Annotated in this window: 22 protein-coding genes, 1 tRNA gene and 1 pseudogene; 15 read left to right on the top strand and 9 right to left on the bottom strand. The window is 62.8% G+C overall.

Annotation, left to right across the window (positions count from 1 at the left end):
* Positions 1-26 precede the first annotated feature (26 nt).
* The 3 genes from EJ066_RS02525 to EJ066_RS02515 all read right to left on the bottom strand — a co-directional run bounded on the left by EJ066_RS02525 (position 27) and on the right by EJ066_RS02515 (position 1,607).
* Entirely contained in the window at positions 27-302 is a 276-nt protein-coding gene (locus EJ066_RS02525) for an Atu4866 domain-containing protein (RefSeq protein ID WP_245455255.1), read from the bottom strand.
* Between the two features lie 92 nt (positions 303-394).
* Positions 395-823, bottom strand: coding sequence for a carboxymuconolactone decarboxylase family protein (locus EJ066_RS02520; protein WP_245455254.1), 429 nt, complete (start codon positions 821-823; stop codon positions 395-397).
* A gap of 58 nt (positions 824-881) precedes the next feature.
* Positions 882-1,607 carry an SDR family oxidoreductase gene (locus EJ066_RS02515; protein ID WP_126034659.1) on the bottom strand — a complete coding sequence of 242 codons (726 nt, stop codon included), beginning with the start codon at positions 1,605-1,607 and terminating at the stop codon, positions 882-884.
* Positions 1,608-1,767: 160 nt separating this feature from the next.
* Between EJ066_RS02515 and EJ066_RS02510 the strand changes: the two are divergent.
* Both EJ066_RS02510 and EJ066_RS02505 read left to right on the top strand, forming a co-directional pair.
* Positions 1,768-2,294 (top strand): annotated as a pseudogene (locus tag EJ066_RS02510) (LysR substrate-binding domain-containing protein); the annotation flags it as partial.
* A 312-nt stretch (positions 2,295-2,606) separates the two neighbouring features.
* Positions 2,607-3,017: a hypothetical protein gene (locus EJ066_RS02505; RefSeq protein WP_126034658.1), complete on the top strand. Its 411-nt coding sequence runs from the start codon at positions 2,607-2,609 to the stop codon at positions 3,015-3,017.
* Between the two features lie 516 nt (positions 3,018-3,533).
* Here EJ066_RS02505 and EJ066_RS02500 read toward each other — a convergent pair.
* Positions 3,534-4,241, bottom strand: a complete 708-nt coding sequence (locus EJ066_RS02500) for an outer membrane protein (RefSeq protein ID WP_126034657.1) — start codon at positions 4,239-4,241, stop codon at positions 3,534-3,536.
* 595 nt (positions 4,242-4,836) lie between these two features.
* On the opposite strand from EJ066_RS02500, the gene EJ066_RS02495 reads away from it, so the two are divergent.
* Entirely contained in the window at positions 4,837-6,609 is a 1,773-nt protein-coding gene (locus tag EJ066_RS02495; RefSeq protein WP_126043721.1) for an SLC13 family permease, read from the top strand.
* A gap of 184 nt (positions 6,610-6,793) precedes the next feature.
* On the opposite strand, the gene EJ066_RS02490 is transcribed toward EJ066_RS02495, so the two are convergent.
* A tRNA-Ser gene (locus tag EJ066_RS02490) sits at positions 6,794-6,883 on the bottom strand.
* 426 nt (positions 6,884-7,309) lie between these two features.
* On the opposite strand from EJ066_RS02490, the gene EJ066_RS02485 reads away from it, so the two are divergent.
* The 3 genes from EJ066_RS02485 to EJ066_RS02475 all read left to right on the top strand — a co-directional run bounded on the left by EJ066_RS02485 (position 7,310) and on the right by EJ066_RS02475 (position 9,544).
* Positions 7,310-7,633, top strand: coding sequence for a hypothetical protein (locus EJ066_RS02485; protein WP_126034656.1), 324 nt, complete (start codon positions 7,310-7,312; stop codon positions 7,631-7,633).
* 45 nt (positions 7,634-7,678) lie between these two features.
* Positions 7,679-8,344, top strand: coding sequence for a peptide-methionine (S)-S-oxide reductase MsrA (gene msrA, locus EJ066_RS02480; RefSeq protein ID WP_126034655.1), 666 nt, complete (start codon positions 7,679-7,681; stop codon positions 8,342-8,344).
* A 210-nt stretch (positions 8,345-8,554) separates the two neighbouring features.
* Positions 8,555-9,544 carry a BMP family ABC transporter substrate-binding protein gene (locus EJ066_RS02475; protein WP_126034654.1) on the top strand — a complete coding sequence of 330 codons (990 nt, stop codon included), beginning with the start codon at positions 8,555-8,557 and terminating at the stop codon, positions 9,542-9,544.
* Positions 9,545-9,618: 74 nt separating this feature from the next.
* On the opposite strand, the gene EJ066_RS02470 is transcribed toward EJ066_RS02475, so the two are convergent.
* Positions 9,619-9,828 carry a SlyX family protein gene (locus EJ066_RS02470; RefSeq protein WP_095488524.1) on the bottom strand — a complete coding sequence of 70 codons (210 nt, stop codon included), beginning with the start codon at positions 9,826-9,828 and terminating at the stop codon, positions 9,619-9,621.
* Between the two features lie 96 nt (positions 9,829-9,924).
* Between EJ066_RS02470 and EJ066_RS02465 the strand changes: the two genes are divergently transcribed.
* From EJ066_RS02465 to deoA, 7 genes are read left to right on the top strand one after another with little or no spacing between them, the layout of a single operon-like run.
* A complete protein-coding gene (locus EJ066_RS02465; protein WP_126034653.1) occupies positions 9,925-10,122 on the top strand; it encodes a hypothetical protein in 198 nt (65 codons plus the stop codon).
* Between the two features lie 43 nt (positions 10,123-10,165).
* Positions 10,166-11,698 carry an ABC transporter ATP-binding protein gene (locus tag EJ066_RS02460; RefSeq protein ID WP_126034652.1) on the top strand — a complete coding sequence of 511 codons (1,533 nt, stop codon included), beginning with the start codon at positions 10,166-10,168 and terminating at the stop codon, positions 11,696-11,698.
* Complete coding sequence (locus EJ066_RS02455; protein ID WP_126034651.1) at positions 11,695-12,834, top strand: ABC transporter permease; 1,140 nt, start codon at positions 11,695-11,697, stop codon at positions 12,832-12,834. Before EJ066_RS02460 ends, EJ066_RS02455 begins: the two co-directional genes overlap by 4 nt.
* A 1-nt stretch (position 12,835) precedes the next feature.
* Positions 12,836-13,807, top strand: a complete 972-nt coding sequence (locus tag EJ066_RS02450) for an ABC transporter permease (protein WP_126034650.1) — start codon at positions 12,836-12,838, stop codon at positions 13,805-13,807.
* A gap of 55 nt (positions 13,808-13,862) precedes the next feature.
* Positions 13,863-14,255 carry a cytidine deaminase gene (cdd, locus tag EJ066_RS02445; protein ID WP_126034649.1) on the top strand — a complete coding sequence of 131 codons (393 nt, stop codon included), beginning with the start codon at positions 13,863-13,865 and terminating at the stop codon, positions 14,253-14,255.
* Positions 14,252-15,070, top strand: coding sequence for a purine-nucleoside phosphorylase (locus EJ066_RS02440; protein ID WP_126034648.1), 819 nt, complete (start codon positions 14,252-14,254; stop codon positions 15,068-15,070). The genes cdd and EJ066_RS02440 overlap by 4 nt, the downstream gene beginning before the upstream one ends.
* On the top strand, positions 15,070-16,389 hold the full coding sequence (gene deoA / locus EJ066_RS02435; protein ID WP_126034647.1) for a thymidine phosphorylase: 1,320 nt from the start codon (positions 15,070-15,072) through the stop codon (positions 16,387-16,389). Before EJ066_RS02440 ends, deoA begins: the two co-directional genes overlap by 1 nt.
* Before the next feature lie 101 nt (positions 16,390-16,490).
* Here deoA and EJ066_RS02430 read toward each other — a convergent pair whose 3' ends face one another.
* The 3 genes from EJ066_RS02430 to EJ066_RS02420 all read right to left on the bottom strand — a co-directional run bounded on the left by EJ066_RS02430 (position 16,491) and on the right by EJ066_RS02420 (position 18,926).
* Positions 16,491-17,054, bottom strand: a complete 564-nt coding sequence (locus EJ066_RS02430; RefSeq protein ID WP_126034646.1) for a TIGR02281 family clan AA aspartic protease — start codon at positions 17,052-17,054, stop codon at positions 16,491-16,493.
* A 98-nt stretch (positions 17,055-17,152) separates the two neighbouring features.
* A complete protein-coding gene (gene upp, locus EJ066_RS02425) occupies positions 17,153-17,782 on the bottom strand; it encodes a uracil phosphoribosyltransferase (RefSeq protein ID WP_010911460.1) in 630 nt (209 codons plus the stop codon).
* A 169-nt stretch (positions 17,783-17,951) separates the two neighbouring features.
* A complete protein-coding gene (locus EJ066_RS02420; RefSeq protein WP_126034645.1) occupies positions 17,952-18,926 on the bottom strand; it encodes an adenosine deaminase in 975 nt (324 codons plus the stop codon).
* Between the two features lie 148 nt (positions 18,927-19,074).
* Between EJ066_RS02420 and ubiE the strand changes: the two genes are divergently transcribed.
* Together ubiE and ubiB are read left to right on the top strand one after the other, a co-directional pair.
* Positions 19,075-19,851 carry a bifunctional demethylmenaquinone methyltransferase/2-methoxy-6-polyprenyl-1,4-benzoquinol methylase UbiE gene (gene ubiE, locus EJ066_RS02415; protein WP_126034644.1) on the top strand — a complete coding sequence of 259 codons (777 nt, stop codon included), beginning with the start codon at positions 19,075-19,077 and terminating at the stop codon, positions 19,849-19,851.
* A 172-nt stretch (positions 19,852-20,023) separates the two neighbouring features.
* Complete coding sequence (ubiB, locus tag EJ066_RS02410; protein WP_126034643.1) at positions 20,024-21,598, top strand: 2-polyprenylphenol 6-hydroxylase; 1,575 nt, start codon at positions 20,024-20,026, stop codon at positions 21,596-21,598.
* The last annotated feature ends 23 nt before the right edge of the window (positions 21,599-21,621 follow it).

Raw genomic sequence — 21,621 nt, 5'->3', positions numbered from 1 at the left:
CCTGCTTGCAAGCGAAGCGCGGAGCATCACTGCTTCTCCCGATACAAGATCATGCCGGCGTGGTGCAGCACGCCGTCAATGAACCTTCCATCAGCAGTAAAGCCGGTGTCGTCCCAGTAGTCGATGTGATTTCCTCGGATCTCATAGCGCCCCTGGTATGCGCTCTCACGGTTTCCGCGGGCTTCGTCATAGCGGCCGTTTGGAAGCAAGTTGTGGCGGATATAACCATCGGCCGTGCCCCACATCCCGACATAGGGGTGGCTCTCTGGAAGTTGGGTAACCGTGTTTTGCGTGACGTTCATCTGGGCAAGACCTTTCTGTGCCGGTAAGACGGCCGCGCCGGCAAGAAGCACGGCAGCGGCAAACATCGAAATCTGCTTCATGGGGCAGATCCTCAGGGTTGTTTGCCGGGGGCGGCGCGACGCTCGGCGAACAGTTCGGAGAGCGCTTGCGATGCTGCGATCGCGCGGGGGAAGCCGGCCGGAACCGTCACCATGTAGATGACTTCCTTCAGCTCGCCCTCGGACACGCCAATATTCAGCGCATAGCCGGCATGAATCTTCATGAAGGCGGCCTCGCCCATGGCTGCGAATGCGGCGACGGCGGCGAGTTGGCGCGTGCGGTTGTCGAGCCCCGGACGAGACCAGACGTCACCGAGCGCATAGGCCTGGGTTGCTTCGGCCAGAAATGGAAACTCCTTTCTCATGCGTTCCAGCGTCGGCTGCGGAACGCCATTGTTCAGGCTCCCGACGACGGTATCGCCGCGTTGCAGTCGCTCCTCCGTCGTCTGCGCGATAGCCGTTGTGAAAGTCCCGCAGAGCATGAGCGCGGCAGCGATTGCCTTGTGCGAAACCTGAAAACGAAAACCCATTGTTGCCTCCCTACTTGCCGGCTTTCGGCCGGATGACGATCTCGTTCACGTCGACATCGTCCTGCTGCTCGATGGCAAAGCGCACGGCACGGCCGATCGCGTCGGGCTGCAGTGCAATGGCGCGATAGGTTTTCATCGCGTCCGCCGCCACCGGGTCGGTGATCGTGTCGGCGAGCTCGCTCTCGACCACGCCGGGATGGATGCACGTGACGCGGATGTTGTCGTGCTCCTGCCGCAAGCCATCGGAGATCGCGCGGACGGCGTATTTGGTTGCGCAATAGACCGCGGCCGTCGGCGACACCGAAAGCGCGCCGATGGAGGCGATGTTGATGACATGGCCGGAACCTCGGGCCGTCATTTCCGGCAGCACCGCGGCGATGCCGTAGAGCACGCCCTTGATGTTGACGTCGACCATCCGATCCCACTCATCGACCTTCATCGAGGCCATCAGCGACAACGGCATGACGCCGGCATTGTTGACGATCACGTCGACGCGTCCCCAGGCTTGGCGCGCCGCCTCGGCAAAGGCGGCGACATCGGCGCGGTCGGTCACGTCCAGGCGGCGTGTCATTGCCTCCCCGCCCTTTGCCTTGATCTCTTCAGCGAGTGTATCCAGTCGATCGGTGCGGCGCGCACCGAGCATGACCTTTGCTCCGGCAGCGGCGAGCTCCCGTCCGATGGCAGCGCCAATGCCGCTCGAAGCCCCGGTGATGAGCACAATTCTGTTGAGGGACATGTCTCGTCTCCATCTTGTTGATCTTGCGAACCGCGATGCAGCGGTTGCCACGAAGATGGATCTGTTTCACTGTTGCGATAAGACGACTATTCCTTCCCAATGTGGAAAGCATGGCTAACCAATGGAGCCTGATCTCAATGCGCTTGCGGTGTTCGCCCTCGTTCAGATCGACATCACGGTGACGGATGAGGAATTCGATATCGTCGCGGAGGGATACGACGCCGGCCTCAGGCTCGGCGAGGTGATCGAGCAGAACATGATCGCGGTGTCGGTCGCCGGTGACGAGCGGCAGCTCGCCGTCTGCGCGCCGGCTTATCGCGATCGGTTCGGGGCGCCTTCGCATCCGAGGGAGCTCGCGGTCATCGCTGCATTGGCTGGCGCCGCGCACCGAAGGTCGCGCCCTATCGTTGGGAATTCGCCGAGAACGGCAAGGAGTTCAGCGTCGCCGTTGCGCCGGAGATCACGACCAACGACATGGCGCTGATGATAAAGCTGGCCATCGCTGGCGCCGGCATCACCTTCGGCATGGAGGAGAGCTTTCGCCCGTGGATCAATCGGGGCGATCTGGTGCCAGTTCTCGAGGATTATTGCCCGCGCTTTGCCGGCTTCTACCTCTATTATCCGAGCCGTCGCAATGTAGCGCCGAAGCTGCGCGCCCTTGTCGATCACCTACGGCGACTCGGTTAGTGTTTTGCGCGCGGGCGATCGCACCTTTGCAGTCTTTTTCGATTGGCGGGAGCGAACCGAACTTGCTTTCCGCTCCTGGCACGATTCTGCCTCGTGCTGGTCCTGCTATTCTATTGCAGCAGCTTGCCCACCATCCTTTGGGACGGGAGTCCAGATCGTCAACCTCGCTGCGCGCCGGCATCTCGATGTTGCAATTACATTAGCATGAGCGCATGTTTTTGATCAGCCGGCGCAAGCCGGTTAGGCCCGGTGGCCGGCCGGTCACCCCCATAGGCTGCCGGGCCGCCGGCAACGGCTTGGGAGGAAATGGACATGCCTAAAATCTCGGAACTGTTTTTCAAGACAGCGATCGTCTTTCTTATCTTGGGAATCGCAGCCGGCCTGCAAATGGCAATTTCAGGCAGTCACGGTGCTTACCCCGCTCACGCACACATCAATCTTCTGGGATGGGTCACAAGCGCGATATTCGGTGGATACTACGCCCTGAACCCGGCAAAAGCTGCCCGCAGGATCGCTATGGTCCATTACGGTGTCTACAATCTTGGCATGGTCGTGATGTTGCCGGCTCTCTACCTGATGCTGCATGGAAATCCGGCCCTTGAGCCGATTGTCGCCACCGGCTCAATGATCGTCGCTGTCGGCGTGCTTATCTTTGCCTTCGTGGTTTTCTCCGCCGAAACCGCGCGCTCAGTCTCGGGAATACCTGCGGTTTCACCTAGATAGCGTCGGGGACAGTTCTGAGCCAATCAAAAAGCCCGCGTCTCTGGCGGAGAACGCGGGCCGATCGGGTTGCCTGTCGTCGTCGCCCCCCAAAGCTCGCCTGAATGACCTCCGCAACGGGTGGTTTGCGGAACGTATGAATTTGGCGAGTGCAGTCCGACACTGTGACGGAACATCGCTCGGAGATGTACGGCGTGCATACAATTGTCGGCAACGGGTCGGATCACGACCTTGCGGCCAAACCCTCCGCAACGGGCGCATGGGCGGTTAGGGAGCACTGAGCAATCTCGGCCGGGCGGCGTTTGTTAACACCGGCTCGGCGATTGGCCGTCATCTTCGGATGGGGCCTTCTGTTTGGCGAGACGTACACCAGGCCCGCCGTCAAGGCACTGCCCGCGCTCCAGAAACACGACGCCTGCCGCTTCTAAGGCGATGCGGATGTTGAGGCAGCGATGGGCGATCGAGCCCTAACGAAAAACCCCGGCGCTTGCGCCGGGGATTTCCTTGCGTCCCAAGGGATCAGAACTTGTAGCTGACGCCGACCCTCACCGCATGCGTGGTTAGGTCAACCGGCATATCGACTGTCGGGAATCCCGGAGCCAAGTCGCCCGAGGCTTCTCCAAAGTCTGTATACCGGTACGCCAGTCGCGCGGTCCAATGTTCGTTGAAGGCCCACTCGCCGCCGGCACCGATTGTCCAGCCGTTGAGCGTATCCGAATAGCCCCCACTGACAGGAAGCGGGGCCGGGCCGCCACCGAAGTCGAAATCGCCAATCGCCCAGCCGCCGGTAACGTAGAGAAGCGCCTTGTCGTATGCGTAGCCGAGTCTTGCGCGGATCGAGCCCTGCCAGTTCAATTCGCTGGTTCCAACAGAAGTCGCTCCGGTTACATTTTCGAAACTGCCGTCCACGCTACCGCCTTCGAAATCGCCCTCGACACCGTAAACAAAAGAGCCGGATTGCCAGTTATACCCGACATGGACACCACCAATGAAGCCATCGGGTTCGGAATCGTCACTTGGCGCACCGTTGGAGTAGCTGTGATCTGCTTGTCCCCAGAGATAGCCGCCCTGAACACCGACATAAAAGCCGCTCCAGTCGTAGGCAACAGGTGCCGCAGCCGGCGCGGGCTCGTAAACAACTGCATCGGCCGCGAAGGCCGGAGCCGTAAGCAAGGCCAAGGCCGCACCGCTGAAAAGGAAAGTAGTGGCAAACACGATTTTCTTCATGGTCCGATGCCTGTGTTAAAAGGAAGTCACCAAGAATAAGATTAACACAAAGGTTGTGGCTGAACTGTAACTGCGGCGCAACACACGGAAGCAAAATGCGCCGTTCGGTGGTGGCGGTGATGGGTCTTTGACGATCTAAATTGATGTTGGCCTGCCGAGATCGGGCGGGCTGGTTTGAGCGGCCGACGCCGATGCTTCGGCATCAGGGGCACCCTAATGTGGACAATAGGCGCGCTTTTACCTCCGCAGCTTCACGCCAGTGCCGTTGATGAACTCAACACCTGCCGCCTCAGGCACGGAGCAGCGGACTTCGGTGTGTGGAGCATTCGCTGCTATGCCGCGAGTGGGCGGAGGCATATGACATTTGGTGGCGGAAGCCGAAGCCGGAGAGCGGCGGCTATCGGGCCGCCTGACCTCACCGGCTGGCTCTGACGAGGTCCACAGACCGCTTATGGATAACTCTCCCAGAGCATGGTGACGAGGTGGTGATCATCGCCTCGGGTAAGCGAGCCAGCAAAGCCGTGATCAGCAAAAGCAACAAAAGGGCGGTTTGGCCGTTGTGATCAGCCGAATTAGCGGCGAGGCATTCGAAGACATGACTACGCCGCAAATACTATCGTTCGCCGTTACCTTCGTGATGATGGCGGCGTTCGTATGGGGCCGGTATCGATATGATCTGGTCGCAGTTGCGGCACTGTTGCTTGCACTCGCGGTCGGCATTGTGCCTTTTGACGAAGCCTTCAGCGGGTTCAGCGACGATATCGTGATCATTGTCGGCAGCGCCTTGCTGGTGAGCGCAGGCATAGCACGCTCGGGCATCATGGAAGTCGCCATCAGGCGCTTTGCTCCGAACTTATCGGGAGTTCGGCCGCAACTGGCGCTGCTGGTGATCGTGGTCACCATTCTGTCTGCCTTTGTAAAGAATATCGGTGCGCTCGCCATCATGATTCCGATCGCCTTCCAGTTCGCGCGCCGGTCGAGCATTTCACCCTCGATATTCCTGATGCCTATGGCGTTCGGGTCACTGCTCGGCGGACTCATGACGCAGGTGGGAACATCTCCCAATATCATTGTGTCGCGTGTGCGGGAGGAGCTGACCGGAACCGCGTTCACAATGTTCGACTTCACACCTGTTGGAGCTGCCCTAGCCGTCGCCGGAACGATCTTCCTGCTGTTCTTCTATTGGCTGTTACCGGTGCGCGAAAAGCTCGGCGGGTCGCTGAATGAAGCCATCGACATCAAGAATTATCTGACAGAGGCTCGAATTGTCAGCGATTCCACGGTGCTCGGGAAAACCGTCGCAGACCTCATGAAGCTCTCCGGCGGCGACGCTATCGTGACTTCGATCCTGCGCAATCGGACTTTGCGGATGACGCCACTGCCTGATGCTGTCCTCAAGGTGAACGACATTCTGCTGCTCGAAGGCGACCCAGAGGCGCTGGATCGCCTCGTCTCCCAGGGCAAGCTCAGCGTCACGGGCGATAGGGTCGGCGGTGACGACACCACCAGCGAGATGGTAGCTATCGAAGCCGTAATCGGTGAAAGCTCCCCTTTGATCGGCTGGACAGCCCAGCGCCTTGCCCTTTACGACCGCTTCAACGTCAACCTCCTGGCCGTCAGCCGTCGCGGCGAGCGCCTCGACCGCAGGCTGGCCAAAGTCGAGCTAAGGCTCGGCGACGTCGTCATGTTACAGGGCAATGCAGCGACAATACCCGAGGTACTGCGTGAACTCGGCTGCCTGCCGCTGGCGGAAAGGGCTATCCTGCTTGGTAGCGTCCGCAAGGGTCTCGTGCCGGTAACGATCTTGGCTCTCGCCATGGTGGCGACTGCGTTTGGGCTGCTCCCAGTCCCCGTGGCTTTCTTTGCGGCCGCGGTCGGCATGGTGCTTTTCAAGGTTATCCCGGTCCGGGAGGTCTACCAATCGCTGGATGGTCCAATCCTCATCATGCTCGCCGTTCTCATTCCAGTGAGCGATTCGCTGCGCAGCACAGGCGCGACGGGAGTAATTGCCGGCGAGCTTGCCAAACTGGGGACCATTCTTCCGGCGCCCGGCGCACTGATGCTCATCCTTGTCGCCGCCATGGCCGTTACGCCATTCCTCAACAATGCCGCCACCGTTCTTGTCATGGCGCCTATCGCCGCCGCATTTGCTGGCGATCTGGGCTACAGGCCGGAAGCATTTCTGATGGCAGTCGCCATCGGCGCCGGCTGCGACTTTCTCACTCCGATCGGACACCAGTGCAACACGCTCGTCATGGGGCCGGGCGGCTACCGCTTCAGCGACTATCCGCGTCTGGGACTGCCGCTATCATTCCTCGTCGCCATTGTTGCCGTGCCGATGCTTATGATCGTATGGCCGATGAACTAGTATGCGATACAGGGATCAAACCTGCTCGAACTTTCGCTGGCCAGCGGAGACAACTCCTCACTATCCATTCTAGACGGCAGGCCCAGAAGAAAATGAGCCCCGCTCGGTGGAAGTGGGAAACGATTGGGAGGCGCTGCCCTGGCGTTCGAAAAAGCCCGGAATTGCAGGGTCCATGTAGATCTGATGGCGGAGAGAGCGGGATTCGAACCCGCGTTACGGTCTCCCGTAAACACACTTTCCAGGCGTGCGCCTTCAACCACTCGGCCACCTCTCCGTCCTGGCATTTCGCGCCGGCCGGTTTTGCCGCGCGGGTTGGGGAGGTGCGTCTCCCTTGGGGATTCCGGCCCGGAGCTCCGCACCGTGGGCGCCGTCAACCAGCAGACGCCCTTTCCCCGCACCTGAGCCGTCAAAGCAACAGGCGCGGGGCTCATCTAGTCGATCCGACGTCGAATGCCAAGCCATAACGGCACTCTATTCGTTTTGCCGGGCACCAACGGTTTTGCGACGTCGCCGGCGCAAGGCTTCGGGTGCGGCGACGGCTCTGCAGCATGAGACTGGTGGCTTAGGCCTGCGTCCGGTCGATGAACGTCGGTCGAGCTTCAAATTCGCGTGTCGCGATTGCGAACAAAGCGCGCGCGCACTATCTCTTTGTTCGAAACAGATGTTGGAAGTCTGCTAAAGTCCTGGGGGAAAGGTCTGCATGCTCCGCTTTCTTTTCCGGCTCGCGGCAATGGTTGCGCTTTCGGTTTCCGTCATCATGGCGGTGCTCGACGCGACACGCTCGGTGGCGGCCTCCGCGCTGGTCATGACTCCGCTCAACACAAGCTGGCTCGCCGTCTCGCCGGATACGCGAAGCGCTTTCGAAAGCTTCGTCCGCGACAAGGCCGGCCCGCTGCTGTGGGACGGCACCTTCGCCTGGATGCTCAGCCAGCCCGGCTTCGCGGTGTTCGCGGTGCTTGCCTTCATTCTCTACATGATCGGCTATAGGCGAGAGCGGCCGACCGGGCGGTTCGCCTCGACGTGACGACTTCCAGCGTCCCTGACAAACAAAGAGAAAGGGAGACTGCGCATGTTTTTTCTCAGCGACATGCTGAACAAGAAGCTCAATCTGCCGAAGCCTGCCGAGGCGCTGCCGGGCCGCGCCAGGCCTATCCCGACGGCATCCAAGCACTTTGTCTCGAAAAGGCCGCTCAAGGGGCCTTATCCCGAAGCGCTGGAGACGGCGCTGTTCGGACTGGGCTGCTTCTGGGGCGCCGAGCGCCTGTTCTGGCAGCTTGAAGGTGTCTGGGTCACGGCTGTCGGCTATGCCGGCGGCGTCACCCCCAACCCGACCTACCAGGAAACCTGCACCGGCCTCACCGGCCATGCCGAAGTCGTGCTCGTCGTCTATGATCCGAAGATCGTCTCCTATGGCGAGCTTCTGAAGCTGTTCTGGGAAAGCCACGACCCGACGCAGGGCATGCGCCAGGGCAACGATGTCGGCACCACCTATCGCTCGACGATCTACACGTTCGGCGATGCGCAGTACCAGGCGGCGATCGCTTCGCGCGACGCCTATGAGGCCTCGTTGCGCGGCGCCGGCCGTGGCAAGATCACCACCGAGATCGCGGCGGCGCCGGAGTTCTACTTCGCCGAGGAAGACCACCAGCAATATCTGGCGAAGAATCCCTACGGCTATTGCGGCCTGCAGGGCACCGGCGTCACCTGCGCCATCCCGGCTGCCGTCTCCGCTTGAGGCCTTAGCAAAGGGAGCTTGCCGTGGCGCCGTGTGCCGGCGCCACGCTTTTCCAAAAGGTCAAAATTCCGCGTGAATTTTGTTTCGGGCCGTGCCAGATTGACCCGAAGCGGGAGGAAGACACTCCTGTCTGATGTCGCATGCCTGCCGGAGAACCGGGCAGGCAGGCGGTGCGTAACGGAAAAAAATAACCGACAGGGTGTGGATCACATGAAACGTATCGTTCTCGGCCTCCTGGCCGCAACTGCAATGGTTCTTCCGGCCTTCGCCGCGGACATCCAGCCCGCGATCCTCTACGATCTCGGCGGCAAGTTCGACAAGTCGTTCAACGAGGCGTCCTACAATGGCGCCGAAAAGTTCAAGGCCGAAACCGGCGTCGCCTATGTGGAATTCGAGGTCAGCAATGCGACCCAGCGCGAGCAGGCGCTGCGCCGTTTCGCCGAGGATGGCCGCAACCCGATCGTCATGGCGGGCTTTTCCTGGGCGGACGCGCTGGAGAAGATCGCCGTGGAATTTCCCGACACCAAATTCGCCATCATCGACATGGTCGTCGACAAGCCCAATGTCCGCTCCCTCGTCTACAAGGAGCAGGAAGGGTCCTACCTCGTCGGCGTGATGGCGGCGATGGCCTCGAAGTCCAAGAAGGTCGGCTTCATCGGCGGCATGGACATTCCGCTGATCCGCAGATTCGGCTGCGGCTATGTCGGCGGCGCCAAGGCGGCCGGCGCGACCGACGTCATCCAGAACATGACCGGCGACACGCCGGCAGCCTGGAACGATCCGGCCAAGGGCGGCGAGATTGCCAAGACGCAGATCGACCAGGGCGCCGACGTGATCTACGCGGCGGCGGGCGGAACCGGTGTTGGCGTGCTGCAGGCAGCGGCGGATGCCGGCAAGCTGGGCATCGGCGTCGATTCCAACCAGAACGGCCTGCAGCCGGGCAAGGTGCTGACCTCCATGGTCAAGCGTGTCGACGTTGCCGTCTATAATAGTTTCATGGACGCCAAGGACGGCAAGTTCACCGCCGGCATCAACGATCTCGGCCTCAAGGAAGGCGGCGTCGACTACGCCATGGACGATAACAACAAGGGACTTGTCGACGACGCAATGAAGGCGGCGGTCGAAAAGGCCAAGGCCGACATTATCGCGGGTACCGTCAAGGTGCACGACTACATGTCGGACAATTCCTGCCCGTATTGATTGATCGACCGACATCGCGGATATGATCGAAGCCGCCGGGTGAAAATCCGGCGGCTTTGCCATTCTCGGTAGGCTCACCAATGCGGCGGCTTGGTCACCGGCACGTCGGGTGCGGCCTGTTCCTCCAGCGCCAGGAACCGGTCGGTCAGCGCATCGAGCTTGCGCTGCATGCGCTCGATCACTTTCCATTGTTCGGCGATCTGGCCGGACAGTTCCTCGATGGTCTTCTCCTGTTCGGCGGCGCGGATTTCCAGCGTTGTCAGCCGGTCGGCGGGCATGGTCATCTGAAAAACCTCGGGTTCTCGCTGCGCAACTCCCAAGAGATGCGAATTTCGGGATTCGCCATATTAGAGCGACGCGCGTCCAATTGGACGCACAAAATGCGCTCTAACACCGACAATCTTCGCATCGCGCTTTCCGAACCGAAGGTCGGCGCAGCAAAAATCGAATCCGATTTTCAGGCCGATGCGATAGCGAATGTGAAGGCTGCGGCCACGTTCGAAATTGACAAGCGCGCGGGGATTTGTCGAGAGTGGATGCTGCTCTGGACAATTGGCACAAGCGGTGCGTCATGCTAGGCGTTTTGACCAAGCGATAAAAAATAAGAGTGGGACAGGCTGCATGGCGCAAGCCGCAATCGAGTTGATCGGCATCAACAAGAGTTTTGGCGCCGTTCGCGCCAACCGCGACATCAATCTGGAGATCGCGCGCGGTACCATCCACGGCATTGTCGGCGAGAACGGCGCCGGCAAGTCGACGCTGATGTCGATCCTCTACGGTTTCTACCAGGCCGACAGCGGCGAGATCCGCGTCGGCGGCCAGCCAGCGTCGATCAAGACGCCCAACGACGCCATCGCGCTCGGCATCGGCATGGTGCATCAGCACTTCATGCTGGTCGACAATTTCACGGTGCTGGAAAACGTCATTCTCGGCGCCGAAAGCGATGCGCTCTTGAAGAAGAGCATCGCCAAGGCGCGATCCGAACTGGAACGGCTCGAGCGCGAATACGGGCTGGAGGTCGATCCCGATGCGATCATCGAGGAGTTGCCTGTCGGCCTGCAGCAGCGCGTCGAAATCCTGAAGGCGCTGTATCGCGGCGCCGAGATCCTGATCCTCGACGAGCCGACGGGCGTGCTGACGCCGGCCGAGGCCGACCATCTGTTCCGCATCCTCAAGCAGCTGAAGGAGCAGGGCAAGACGGTGGTGCTGATCACCCATAAGCTGCGCGAGATCATGGCGATCACCGACACGGTCTCGGTCATGCGCCAGGGCACGATGGTGGCAACCAGGGTGACAAAGGAGACCACCGTCGGGGAGTTGGCCGAGCTGATGGTCGGCCGGCGCGTGCTCTTGCGAGTGGAAAAGGGCGAGGCGGAAGCCGGCGGCGTCAAGCTCGCGGTCAAGAACCTGACGGTCAAGGATTCCCGCGGCGTCACCATGGTCGACGACATCTCCTTCGACGTGCGCGCCGGCGAGATCGTCGGCATCGCCGGCGTCGCCGGCAACGGGCAATCCGAAATGCTCGAGGCGATTTCCGGCATCAGGCGCGCCGTCTCGGGCTCCGTCATGCTCGACGGCAAGCCGATCGACCTCACCGGTGCCGCCGATCCCGGCGAGCTGCGCGACCGGGGTCTCGCCCATGTGCCGGAGGACCGCCATCATGTCGGCCTGGTGCTGGCCTTCGAGGAGAACGAGAATTCGATCCTCGGCTATCACGACCACCCGCGCTATCTCAGGGGGCCGTTCCTCAACATCGACGCCATCCGCGACGACGCCAGGGACAGAATAGCCAAATACGACATCCGCCCGGCGGACTGCCGGCTCAAGACCGCCAATTTCTCCGGCGGCAACCAGCAGAAGATCGTGCTGGCGCGGGAAATGGAACAGGACCCGGGCGTGCTGATCGTCGGCCAGCCGACGCGCGGCGTCGATGTCGGCGCCATCGAATTCATCCACAAGCGCCTCATCGCCATGCGCGACCAGGGCAAGGCGGTGCTGGTGGTGTCGGTCGAGCTCGACGAGATCCGCTCGCTTTCCGACCGCATCCTGGTGATGTTTGCCGGCCGCATCGTCGGCGAGCGCGGCCCGGAGGCGACCGAAGGCGAGCTCGGCCTGCTGATGGCGGGTGTCGAGCACCGGGAGGCGGCGCAATGAGCACGCCTTACGCCAAGCTGCCGGCCTGGGCCGATTACGGGCTGATCCCGGTGATCAACCTCGCCGTTGCCTTCGTCGTCGCCGGCTTCGTCGTGCTTCTGGTTGGAGAAAATCCGTTTCGCGCGGCCGCCGTCCTGGTCGAGGGCGCCTTCGGCCGTGGGCAAGGCATCGCCTTCACCCTATTCTACGCCACCACCTTCATCTTCAGCGGGCTTTCCGTGGCGGTTGCGGCGCATTGCGGCCTGTTCAACATCGGTGGCGAGGGCCAGGGCTATATCGCCGGTCTCGGCATCGGCATCGTCTGCCTGGCATTCGACAGCGTGCTGCCATGGTGGCTCACCTTCCCGCTGGCGATCGCCGCCGCTGCGGCTATGGGAGCGCTGTGGGCTCTGATCCCTGCCTATCTGCAGGCCAAGCGCGGTTCGCACATCGTCATCACCACCATCATGTTCAACTTCATCGCCGCCAGCGTCATGGTCTATGCGCTGGTCGGCGTGCTGAAGCCGGCCGGCTCCATGGCGCCGCAGACGCGCACCTTCCTCGACGGCGCGCAGCTGCCGAAGCTCAACTGGATCATAGAACTGTTCGGCGCCAAGATCCGCTCGGCGCCATTCAACGTCTCCTTCCTGCTGGCGCTGGCCATGGCCTTTCTGGTCTGGGTGATGATCTGGCGCACCAGGTTCGGCTACGAGATGCGCACCTACGGCCACAGCCCGAAGGCGGCACGCTACGCTGGCATTTCCGAAACCCGCATCATCATCCTGGCCATGATGGTCTCGGGCGCGCTGGCCGGCATGATGGCGCTCAATCCGACGATGGGCGACCAGCACAACGTCGCGCTCGAGTTCGTCTCGGGTGCCGGCTTCGTCGGTATCGCCGTGGCGCTGATGGGGCGCCTGCACCCGGTCGGCATCGTGCTGGCGGCAATCCTGTTCGGCATGCTCTACCAAGGCGGCGCCGAACTCGCCTTCGAAATGCCGGCCATCAGCCGCGACATGATCGTCATCATCCAGGGCCTGGTCATCCTGTTCGCCGGCGCGCTTGAGCACATGTTCCGGCCCTATGTCCAGGCACTGTTCGCCTCGCTCAGCCCGAGAACCGTCGGCATGGAAGCGGTCAAGGGGAAGGGCGCCTGAGATGGATCTGTTCAATGCCATCATCCAGGTTCTGGACTCGACCATCCGCCTGTCGGTGCCGCTCCTGCTCGCCTGCCTCGCCGGCCTCTATTCGGAGCGGGCCGGCGTCTTCGATATCGGGCTCGAAGGCAAGATGCTGGTCGGCGCCTTCGCCGGTGCCGCCGCAGCCTCGGTCTTCCATTCCGCCTATCTCGGCCTCGGCATGGCCATTCTCATCTCGGTCGCTTTCGCAATGATCCATGGCTTTGCCTCGATCACCCATCGCGGCAACCAGATCGTCTCCGGCGTGGCGATCAATTTCATCGCCGCCGGGTCGACCATCATGCTGGGGCAGGCCTGGTTCCAGCAAGGTGGCCGTACGCCAGCTTTGGCCTCGGGCGAGCGGTTCGGAGCGATCGTCTGGCCCGGTGCGGACGCGCTCAGGAGCGTGCCGATCCTCGGACCGATATATTCGGAGCTCATCTCCGGCCATTCCGTGCTGGTCTATCTCGCGTTCCTCGCGGTGCCGTTCACCTGGTGGGTGCTGTTTCGCACCCGCTTCGGCCTGCGCCTGCGCGCGGTCGGCGAGAACCCGGCCGCGGTCGACACCGCCGGCATCTCGGTCGCCTGGCTGCGCTACCGGGCGCTGATCTGCACCGGCGTGCTCACCGGCATTGCCGGCGCCTATCTGTCGATGGTGCAGAATGGCGGCTTCGTGAAGGACATGACCGCCGGCAAGGGCTACATCGCACTGGCCGCGCTGATCTTCGCCAAGTGGAAGCCGGTCAACGCCATGTTCGCCTGCCTGTTGTTCGGCTTCCTCGACGCGCTGTCGATCCGCCTGCAAGGCACGCCGCTGCCGCTGATCGGCAAGGTGCCGGTGCAATTCATGCAGGCGCTACCCTATGTCCTTACCGTCATCCTGCTCGCCGGCTTCATCGGCAAGGCGATCCCGCCGCGCGCCGGCGGCGTGCCTTATGTCAAGGAACGCTAAGCATGGCTCTGAACCCCAGCCGGTTTTCGGACCGGACCATGCGAAAGGAAAATAAATGGCTCATGATCTGTTCGAAGCGGCCAAGGCCGCCATGGCCAAGGCCTATGCGCCCTATTCGAAATTCCCGGTCGGGGCGGCACTGCGCACCGAGGACGGCCGCGTCTTTGCCGGCGCCAATGTCGAGGTCGCGTCCTATCCGGAAGGCTGGTGCGCCGAGACCACCGCGCTCGGCCACTACATCATGGGCGGCGGCGGCAGGATCATGGAAATCGCGGTGATCGCCGAGCGCATGGCGAAATGCTCGCCCTGCGGCGGCTGCCGGCAGCGGCTGGCCGAATTCTGCCGGCCGGAAACCAAAGTCTATCTTTGCGACAATGGCGGCGTGGTCGAGACCGTGACCATGGGCGAGATGCTTCCCTACGGCTTCCAGGGCGACATTTTGAAATGAAGGAAGCGCTTGATCGTCTCGTCGAAAGGTTGGACGGGCTGGCGCCCGCCACCGCGCTGGTGCTGGGTTCGGGCCTTGGCGGGCTTGTCGACCTGGTCGAGGACCCTGTCCGCATGTCCTATGCCGAATTGCCGGGCTTTCCCAGAAGCGGCGTCACCGGCCATGCCGGCGAGGTGGTGGCGGGACGTTTTGCCGGCACGCCGGTGCTGATGCTGTCGGGCCGCGCCCACTATTACGAGCACGGCAACGCGGCGGCGATGCGGCCGGCGCTGGAGGTACTCGCCGGCATCGGCATCTCGAAACTGATCCTCACCAATGCCGCCGGCTCGGTCGATCCGGACATGGAGCCGGGCTCGGTGATGCTGATATCAGACCACATCAATTTCTCGGGCTCCAACCCGCTGATCGGCGAGCCGAGCGACCGCCGCTTCGTCGGCCTGACCGAAGCCTATGATGCCGGCCTCTGCTCGGCGATCGAAAAGGCGGCCAAGGCGACGGCTACCGCGCTGCACAAGGGCGTCTATATGTGGTTCTCCGGGCCGTGCTTCGAGACGCCCGCCGAGATCCGCATGGCGCGCATCATGGGCGCCAACGCCGTCGGCATGTCGACCGTGCCGGAGGTCATCCTCGCCCGGTTCCTTGGCCTGCGCGTCGCCGCCTGTTCGGTCATCACCAACCTCGCCGCCGGGATGACCGGGGCGGAGCTTTCGCACCAGGAGACCAAGGACATGGCGCCGGTCGGCGGCGCGCGGCTGGCGACCATTCTCCAGCGTGTGTTCCAGGATAGCTTGCCGGAGAGTAAGGTCCCGGCCTGATGCTTCCCCAGGAAATCATCCGCAGCAAGCGCGACGGCCACAAGCTGTCGGCGCAGGAGATCGCCAGATTCATCGAAGGCGTGACCGCAGGCACCGTCTCGGACGGGCAGGTCGGGGCCTTCGCCATGGCGGTGTTCTTCAACGGCATGAGCCGCGACGAGGCAGTGGCGCTGACGCTTGCCATGCGCGATTCCGGCGACGTACTCGACTGGTCGGAACTGCCAGGCCCGGTCACCGACAAGCATTCGACAGGCGGCGTCGGCGACAATGTCTCGCTGATGGTGGCCCCGATCGTCGCCGCCTGCGGCGCCTATGTGCCGATGATTTCCGGCCGCGGCCTCGGCCATACCGGCGGCACGCTGGACAAGATGGATGCCATCCCCGGCTACATCAGCCAGCCGGACGTTGCGCGGTTCCGGAAGGTGGTGCTCGAAACGGGCTGCGCCATCATCGGCCAGACCGCCGATCTTGCGCCCGCCGACCGCAGGCTCTACGCGGTCCGCGACGTGACGGGAACCGTCGAATCGGTGCCGCTGATCACCGCCTCGATCCTGTCGAAGAAGCTGGCGGCCGGCCTGCAGTCGCTGGTGCTCGACGTGAAGGTCGGCAACGGCGCCTTCATGGAGAAGTCGCGCGATGCAGCGGCACTGGCGAACAACCTGGTCGAAATCGCCACTGGTGCCGGCCTGAAGGCCTCGGCGCTGGTCACCGGCATGAACGAGCCATTGGCGTCGGCGGCCGGCAATGCGGTCGAGGTGCGCAATGCCGTTGATTTCCTCACCGGCCGTTTCCGTGACCGGCGGCTGGAGGATGTGACGCTGGCGCTGGCCGCGGACATGCTGCAGTTGGCCGGGTTGGTCTCGTCCAACAAGGACGGCATGCGGCGCGCCGCCGAGACGCTTGGCGGCGGCGGGGCCGCCGCCGCCTTCGCGCGCATGGTGGCGGCACTAGGCGGTCCGGCCGATTTCGTCGAGAGGCCGGAAAAATATCTGCCGAAGGCGGCGACGGAGCTTGCGGTCAAGGCGACCGAAAACGGCTTCGTCACCGGCATCGCGACCCGCGACATCGGGCTTGCGGTGGTCGGGCTTGGCGGCGGGCGCATACGGCCGGACGACGGGATCGACCATGCGGTCGGCATCACCAGGCTGTTGCCGGTCGGCGCGGAGGTGCGGGCCGGAGAGGCGCTGGCGCTGGTCCATGCCCGCAATGCCGGGGATGCCGAGGCCGCCGCCGCCGCCGTGCTTTCGGCCTATGCGATCGGCGCTTCGAAGCCGTCCGCGGAAAAATCCGTCATCCGGCGGATCCTGCCGCGCGGGTGATCCAGTCAGCAAGGCTCTGCCTTCTTGTTGGACCATGATCTCCAGCGAAAAAACCGGTTTCCACTTTTCGCTGACGCGGACCTGCGGTTCGGGATCTTGGTCTACTGGACGAGCAGCAGCGCGCCATTTTCGACCTGGTATCTTTCGAGCCGCTGGAGAAAACTCAGGCCGATCAGGTTGGTGCGCAGCGCCTTGTCGTCGAGCACCACCGCCTGGACGCCCTCGACCGTGATCTTGCCGATCTGCAGGCGGTCGATCGTCACCAAGGCAGCCCCGATCGCGCCGTTGGCGGTGTTGACCTCGTGGCGAAAGTCGGACGCATTCAGCGAAATGCCAATCCTGCGTGCCGTCGAACTGTTGATGGCGACGAGCGTCGCGCCGGTGTCGATCATGCCGTCGACCTGTCGGCCGTTTAGCTTGAACGCCGAGGTGAAATGCCCGCGCGCGTCCGCCGTGACCACGACCTTGCGGCCGAGCGGCTGCGGCGTCGCCGGCCTGTCGGGAACCGCGGCCAGGTTCAGGTCGGTTTGCGTTTCGACAGTCGGCCTGGCTCCGGCTGCCGATTTCAACAGCCCGTCCAGCATCCGCGGATTCGACTGATAGAGGATCGGGAACGACGCCGACGTTCCGGCGAGCACGCCAAGGATGAGAAGCTTGCGCAGCATGGACCTGCCTTCGTGAAGGCCCATGCTTATCGCGACATGGTGTTTACCGCTTTAACCGGCGCCGAAACCGTGCATTTGCGTAAACGATCGGTTAACGGTCATTTGGTCCCGTACATGCGGTCGCCGGCGTCGCCGAGGCCGGGCATGATGTAGCCCTTCTCGTTGAGCTGGCGGTCGATGGAAGCGGTGAAGACCGGAACATCGGGATGCGCCTTGGTGAACCGCTCGATGCCCTCTGGCGCCGCCAGCAGGCAGAGGAAGCGGATATTGGTGGCGCCACGCCCTTTCAGCTTGTCGATCGCCGCGATCGCCGAATTGGCGGTCGCCAGCATCGGGTCGACGACGATCACCAGCCGGTCGGCGAGATCGCTCGGCGCCTTGAAGAAATATTCGACCGCTTCCAGCGTCTCATGATCGCGGTAAAGACCGATATGGGCGACGCGCGCCGCCGGCACCAGATCGAGCAGGCCTTCGAGCAAGCCGTTGCCGGCGCGCAGCACCGAGGCGAAGACCAGCTTCTTGCCCTCCAGCGTCGGCGCTTCCATCGTCTCGATCGGCGTTTCGATCGTCGTCGTCGTCAGTTCGAGATTGCGGGTGACCTCATAGCCGAGCAGCAGCGAGATCTCGCGCAGCAGCCGCCGGAAGCCGGCCGTCGAGGTTTCCTTCTTGCGCATGATGGTCAGCTTGTGCTGGACAAGCGGGTGGTCGACGACGGTAACGCCCTTCATGGTGTTCTCCGAGCTGCGCAGGTGAATAGTGAATAGTGAATAGTGAATAGGTTTGCGAGTCCTTGGTTGAGCGGAAACTCGCGGTTGACGGACCGAAGCGTTGGGCGAACCATTCACCATTCACCATTCACCATTCACCATTCACCATTCACCATTCACCATTCACCATTCACCTGCCCTTCACGTCCAGCCGGTCCAGCAGCATCGCCCTGGTCTTCCTGTCGACGAAGGCGGCCTCTATTGCCGTTCTGGTGACGGCGGCGAGCGCCTTCTCGTTCATCGAGAAATGCTCGGCGGCGATGTCGTATTCGCGCTTCAGCGACGTCCAGAAATAGGGCGGGTCGTCGGAGTTGAGCGTCACCTTGCAGCCCGCCGCGCGCAGCGCCGGAAAAGGGTGGTCGGCGAAACTGTCGAAGACCTTCAGCGCGATGTTGGAGCCGGGGCAGCATTCGAGCACGACGCCTTCGTCGGCGATGCGCCGGACAAGGTCGGGGTTTTCGATGGCCCGCACGCCATGGCCGATGCGGGACGGGCGGATGTGGTCGAGCGCGGCTTTGACGCTCTCCCAGCCCATCAGTTCGCCGGCATGGACGGTGATGCCGAGACCGGCCTCACGCGCGATTTCGAAAGCTCTGACATAGTCCTCCAGATCGCCTATCCGCTCGTCGCCGGCGACGCCGAAGCCGGTGACCAGCGGATGCCCGCAGCGAGCCGCGAAGCGCGCCGCCTGCTCGATCGATTCGACGCCGGCGTTGCGCACGCCGGTAACGATCATGCGGCCCTCGATACCGGTCTTGGCCCTGGCGCGCGCGATGCCTTCGCCGAGCGCGTCCGTATAGGCCTTGGGCGACAGGCCGGCCTTGCCGGCGTGGTCCGGCGAAGTGAATACCTCTGAATAGATGGCGCCGTCGCGGGCGAGGCTGGTCAGGTAATGGTCGGCCAGCCGCGCATAGTCCTCCTCCGTGCGGAACAGGTCGGAGGAGAAGTCGTAAGCGGCGAGGAAGGAGGTGAAATCATGCCAGACGAATGAGCCGTTCTGAATGTAGGGCGAGGTGTCCTTGCCGTATTTCTGCGCCTGGCGGATGACGAGTTCGGGCGCCGCTGCCCCTTCGATATGGCAGTGCAGTTCCGCTTTCAAAGGCATGCAGTCATCCCGTCAGGTCAATCCAGGTCGTGGACCCATAAGCATGATTCCATGACCGGGAAGCGCGGCCGAACACCGCGCCTTAAACAATAGCGTCCGCACCATCGATCGGCTATGGTCCCGCCGGTTTTATGGCGGATCAAAAATAATGTCGGTTGAGAGAACCACGGCCGTTGGCGGCATGGAGACCTCCTATGGTTTCAAGCGGGTAGGGGCGGGCGAGAAGCAGTCCCTGGTCAACGACGTTTTCCACAAGGTGGCGAACCGCTACGATCTGATGAACGACCTGATGTCGGCCGGTCTGCACCGGCTGTGGAAGGACGCCATGGTCGCATGGCTCAATCCGCCGAAGCGACCGGGCTGGAGCGTTCTCGACGTTGCCGGCGGCACCGGCGACATCGCCTTCCGCATCGTCGAGGCGAGCGGCAGGAACGCTCACGCCACGGTTCTCGACATCAACGGCTCGATGCTCGCCGTCGGCCGCGAGCGGGCCGAGAAAAAGGGCCTGACGGCAAATACCGATTTCGTCGAGGCCAATGCCGAGGAACTGCCCTTCGCCGACGCCAGTTTCGACGCCTACACGATCGCTTTCGGCATTCGCAACGTGCCGCGCATCGATGTGGCGCTTGCGGAAGCCTATCGTGTGCTGAAGCCCGGCGGGCGCTTTCTCTGCCTCGAATTTTCCGAGGTCGACATGCCGCTGCTCGACAAGGTCTATGAGGCGTGGTCGTTCAACTTCATCCCCAGGATCGGCAAGGTGGTTACCGGCGACGATGAGCCCTATTCCTATCTGGTCGAATCGATCCGCAAATTTCCCAATCAGGTGAATTTTGCTTCCATGATCACCCGCGCGGGCTTCGACCGCGCGTCTTTCCGCAATTATTCCGGCGGCATCGCTGCGCTTCATTCGGGCTGGAAGCTTTGAGGCTGGCCCGTATTTTCCACAGCCGATGTGCCCTTCGCCGGTCTAAGCAGGCATTCGTGGGCTGGCCCACGAATGCCTGCTTAGATTCTCTCTTTTGTCGCAGGTTCTTGTCGCAAAACCGTGGGACACTTTTGCGGAACCTGCTTAGGAAATCAGCGGGGCAAGCGCAGTCATGAGCAGGCTTGGCGCTGGTTTCAGGCTCGTACGGGCCGGCTGGGTGCTGGTCCGCGAAGGCGTCGTGGCGGCCTTGCCGGGCGACGAGCTTTCCGGCCTGCCGAAATTCGGCTGGCGGATGGCACGCCTGTTCACCCGCCGCCGCGCGCTCGCCTATGAACGCGGCGACCGGCTGGCCAAGGCGGTCGTCCGGCTCGGGCCATCCTACGTCAAGCTCGGCCAGTTCCTGGCGACACGGCCCGATGTCGTCGGCAACGACATGGCGCTCGATCTCGCCATGCTGCAGGACAAGATGCAGACCTTTCCGCAAGCCGAGGCCATTGCGGCGATAGAGGCTTCGCTCGGACGCAAGGTCGGCGAGCTCTACGCCGGTTTCGGCGAACCCGTCGCTGCGGCCTCGATCGCTCAAGTGCATACCGCAGAAACCCTGCAGAACGGCGTCGTTTCGCGGGTGGCGGTGAAGGTCATCCGGCCGGGCGTGCGCCACCGCTTTTTTCGCGATCTCGAAAGCTATTTTCTCGCCGCCCGCCTCCAGGAAAAATACATCCCGTCGTCGCGCCGGCTGCGGCCGGTCGAAGTGACCGAAACGCTGGCGCAGACCACCAAGATCGAAATGGATCTGAGGCTCGAGGCGGCAGCGCTTTCGGAGCTCGGCGAGAACACCAGGGACGATCCCGGCTTTCGCGTGCCGACGGTCGACTGGGAACGCACCGGCCGCGACGTGCTGACCATGGAATGGGTCGACGGCATCAAGCTGAACGACATTGCCGGTCTCGCTGCTGCCGGCCATGATCTGAAGGCGATCGCCGCCAACCTCATCCAGTCGTTCCTGCGCCATACGCTGCGCGACGGGTTCTTCCACGCCGACATGCATCCGGGAAACCTGTTCGTTGAGGCTGACGGCACCATCGTCGCCGTCGATCTCGGCATTGCCGGCCGGCTCGGCAAGAAGGAGCGCCGGTTCCTCGCCGAAATCCTCTATGGCTTCATCACCCGCGACTATCTGCGCGTCGCCGAGGTGCATTTCGAGGCCGGCTACGTGCCGCGCCAGCACAATGTCGCGGCCTTCGCCCAGGCGATCCGCGCCATCGGCGAGCCGATCCATGGCCAACCGGCCGATACCATCTCGATGGCCAAGCTCCTGACTCTTCTGTTCGAAGTGACCGACCTCTTCGACATGGCGACACGGTCCGAACTGGTGCTGCTGCAGAAGACCATGGTGGTGGTCGAAGGCGTCGCGCGCACGCTCGACCCGGCCTTCAACATGTGGAAGACGTCCGAACCGGTGGTCGGCGGCTGGATATCGGGCAATCTCGGCCCGCGTGCTCTGCTGGCAGACGCACGCGACGGCGCTGGCGCGCTGCTGGCGCTCGCCCGCCAGGCGCCGGACCTCGCCGCCCGCACCGAGCGGCTGTCGCGCGAGATCGACCTGATGGCCGAACACGGCCTGCGCTTTGACGAAAGGACGGCGCGCGCCATCGGCAAGGCCGAGGCGCGCTATAGCAGATCCGGCCGGCTGGCGCTGTGGGTGATTGCACTGACGTTGGTTTATATCGCTTGGAAGCTGCTTTGAGTGCAATGATAGCGGCGGCGTTG

The sequence above is a fragment of the Mesorhizobium sp. M9A.F.Ca.ET.002.03.1.2 genome (assembly GCF_003952365.1).
In the GTDB taxonomy this organism is placed as follows: Bacteria; Pseudomonadota; Alphaproteobacteria; order Rhizobiales; family Rhizobiaceae; genus Mesorhizobium.
The sequence above is the reverse complement of the archived record's forward strand: the minus strand, read 5'-3'. Positions and strand labels throughout refer to the sequence as shown.

Excerpts from the sequence above, each read along its gene's own strand:
- EJ066_RS02525 (WP_245455255.1), bottom strand. The coding sequence starts at position 302 with ATGAACGTCACGCAAAACACGGTTACCCAACTTCCAGAGAGCCACCCC.
- EJ066_RS02520 (WP_245455254.1), bottom strand. The coding sequence starts at position 823 with ATGCTCTGCGGGACTTTCACAACGGCTATCGCGCAGACGACGGAGGAG.
- EJ066_RS02515 (WP_126034659.1), bottom strand. The coding sequence starts at position 1,607 with ATGTCCCTCAACAGAATTGTGCTCATCACCGGGGCTTCGAGCGGCATT.
- EJ066_RS02505 (WP_126034658.1), top strand. The coding sequence starts at position 2,607 with ATGCCTAAAATCTCGGAACTGTTTTTCAAGACAGCGATCGTCTTTCTT.
- EJ066_RS02500 (WP_126034657.1), bottom strand. The coding sequence starts at position 4,241 with ATGAAGAAAATCGTGTTTGCCACTACTTTCCTTTTCAGCGGTGCGGCC.
- EJ066_RS02495 (WP_126043721.1), top strand. The coding sequence starts at position 4,837 with ATGACTACGCCGCAAATACTATCGTTCGCCGTTACCTTCGTGATGATG.
- EJ066_RS02485 (WP_126034656.1), top strand. The coding sequence starts at position 7,310 with ATGCTCCGCTTTCTTTTCCGGCTCGCGGCAATGGTTGCGCTTTCGGTT.
- msrA (WP_126034655.1), top strand. The coding sequence starts at position 7,679 with ATGTTTTTTCTCAGCGACATGCTGAACAAGAAGCTCAATCTGCCGAAG.
- EJ066_RS02475 (WP_126034654.1), top strand. The coding sequence starts at position 8,555 with ATGAAACGTATCGTTCTCGGCCTCCTGGCCGCAACTGCAATGGTTCTT.
- EJ066_RS02470 (WP_095488524.1), bottom strand. The coding sequence starts at position 9,828 with ATGACCATGCCCGCCGACCGGCTGACAACGCTGGAAATCCGCGCCGCC.
- EJ066_RS02465 (WP_126034653.1), top strand. The coding sequence starts at position 9,925 with ATGCGCTCTAACACCGACAATCTTCGCATCGCGCTTTCCGAACCGAAG.
- EJ066_RS02460 (WP_126034652.1), top strand. The coding sequence starts at position 10,166 with ATGGCGCAAGCCGCAATCGAGTTGATCGGCATCAACAAGAGTTTTGGC.
- EJ066_RS02455 (WP_126034651.1), top strand. The coding sequence starts at position 11,695 with ATGAGCACGCCTTACGCCAAGCTGCCGGCCTGGGCCGATTACGGGCTG.
- EJ066_RS02450 (WP_126034650.1), top strand. The coding sequence starts at position 12,836 with ATGGATCTGTTCAATGCCATCATCCAGGTTCTGGACTCGACCATCCGC.
- cdd (WP_126034649.1), top strand. The coding sequence starts at position 13,863 with ATGGCTCATGATCTGTTCGAAGCGGCCAAGGCCGCCATGGCCAAGGCC.
- EJ066_RS02440 (WP_126034648.1), top strand. The coding sequence starts at position 14,252 with ATGAAGGAAGCGCTTGATCGTCTCGTCGAAAGGTTGGACGGGCTGGCG.
- deoA (WP_126034647.1), top strand. The coding sequence starts at position 15,070 with ATGCTTCCCCAGGAAATCATCCGCAGCAAGCGCGACGGCCACAAGCTG.
- EJ066_RS02430 (WP_126034646.1), bottom strand. The coding sequence starts at position 17,054 with ATGCTGCGCAAGCTTCTCATCCTTGGCGTGCTCGCCGGAACGTCGGCG.
- upp (WP_010911460.1), bottom strand. The coding sequence starts at position 17,782 with ATGAAGGGCGTTACCGTCGTCGACCACCCGCTTGTCCAGCACAAGCTG.
- EJ066_RS02420 (WP_126034645.1), bottom strand. The coding sequence starts at position 18,926 with ATGCCTTTGAAAGCGGAACTGCACTGCCATATCGAAGGGGCAGCGGCG.
- ubiE (WP_126034644.1), top strand. The coding sequence starts at position 19,075 with ATGTCGGTTGAGAGAACCACGGCCGTTGGCGGCATGGAGACCTCCTAT.
- ubiB (WP_126034643.1), top strand. The coding sequence starts at position 20,024 with ATGAGCAGGCTTGGCGCTGGTTTCAGGCTCGTACGGGCCGGCTGGGTG.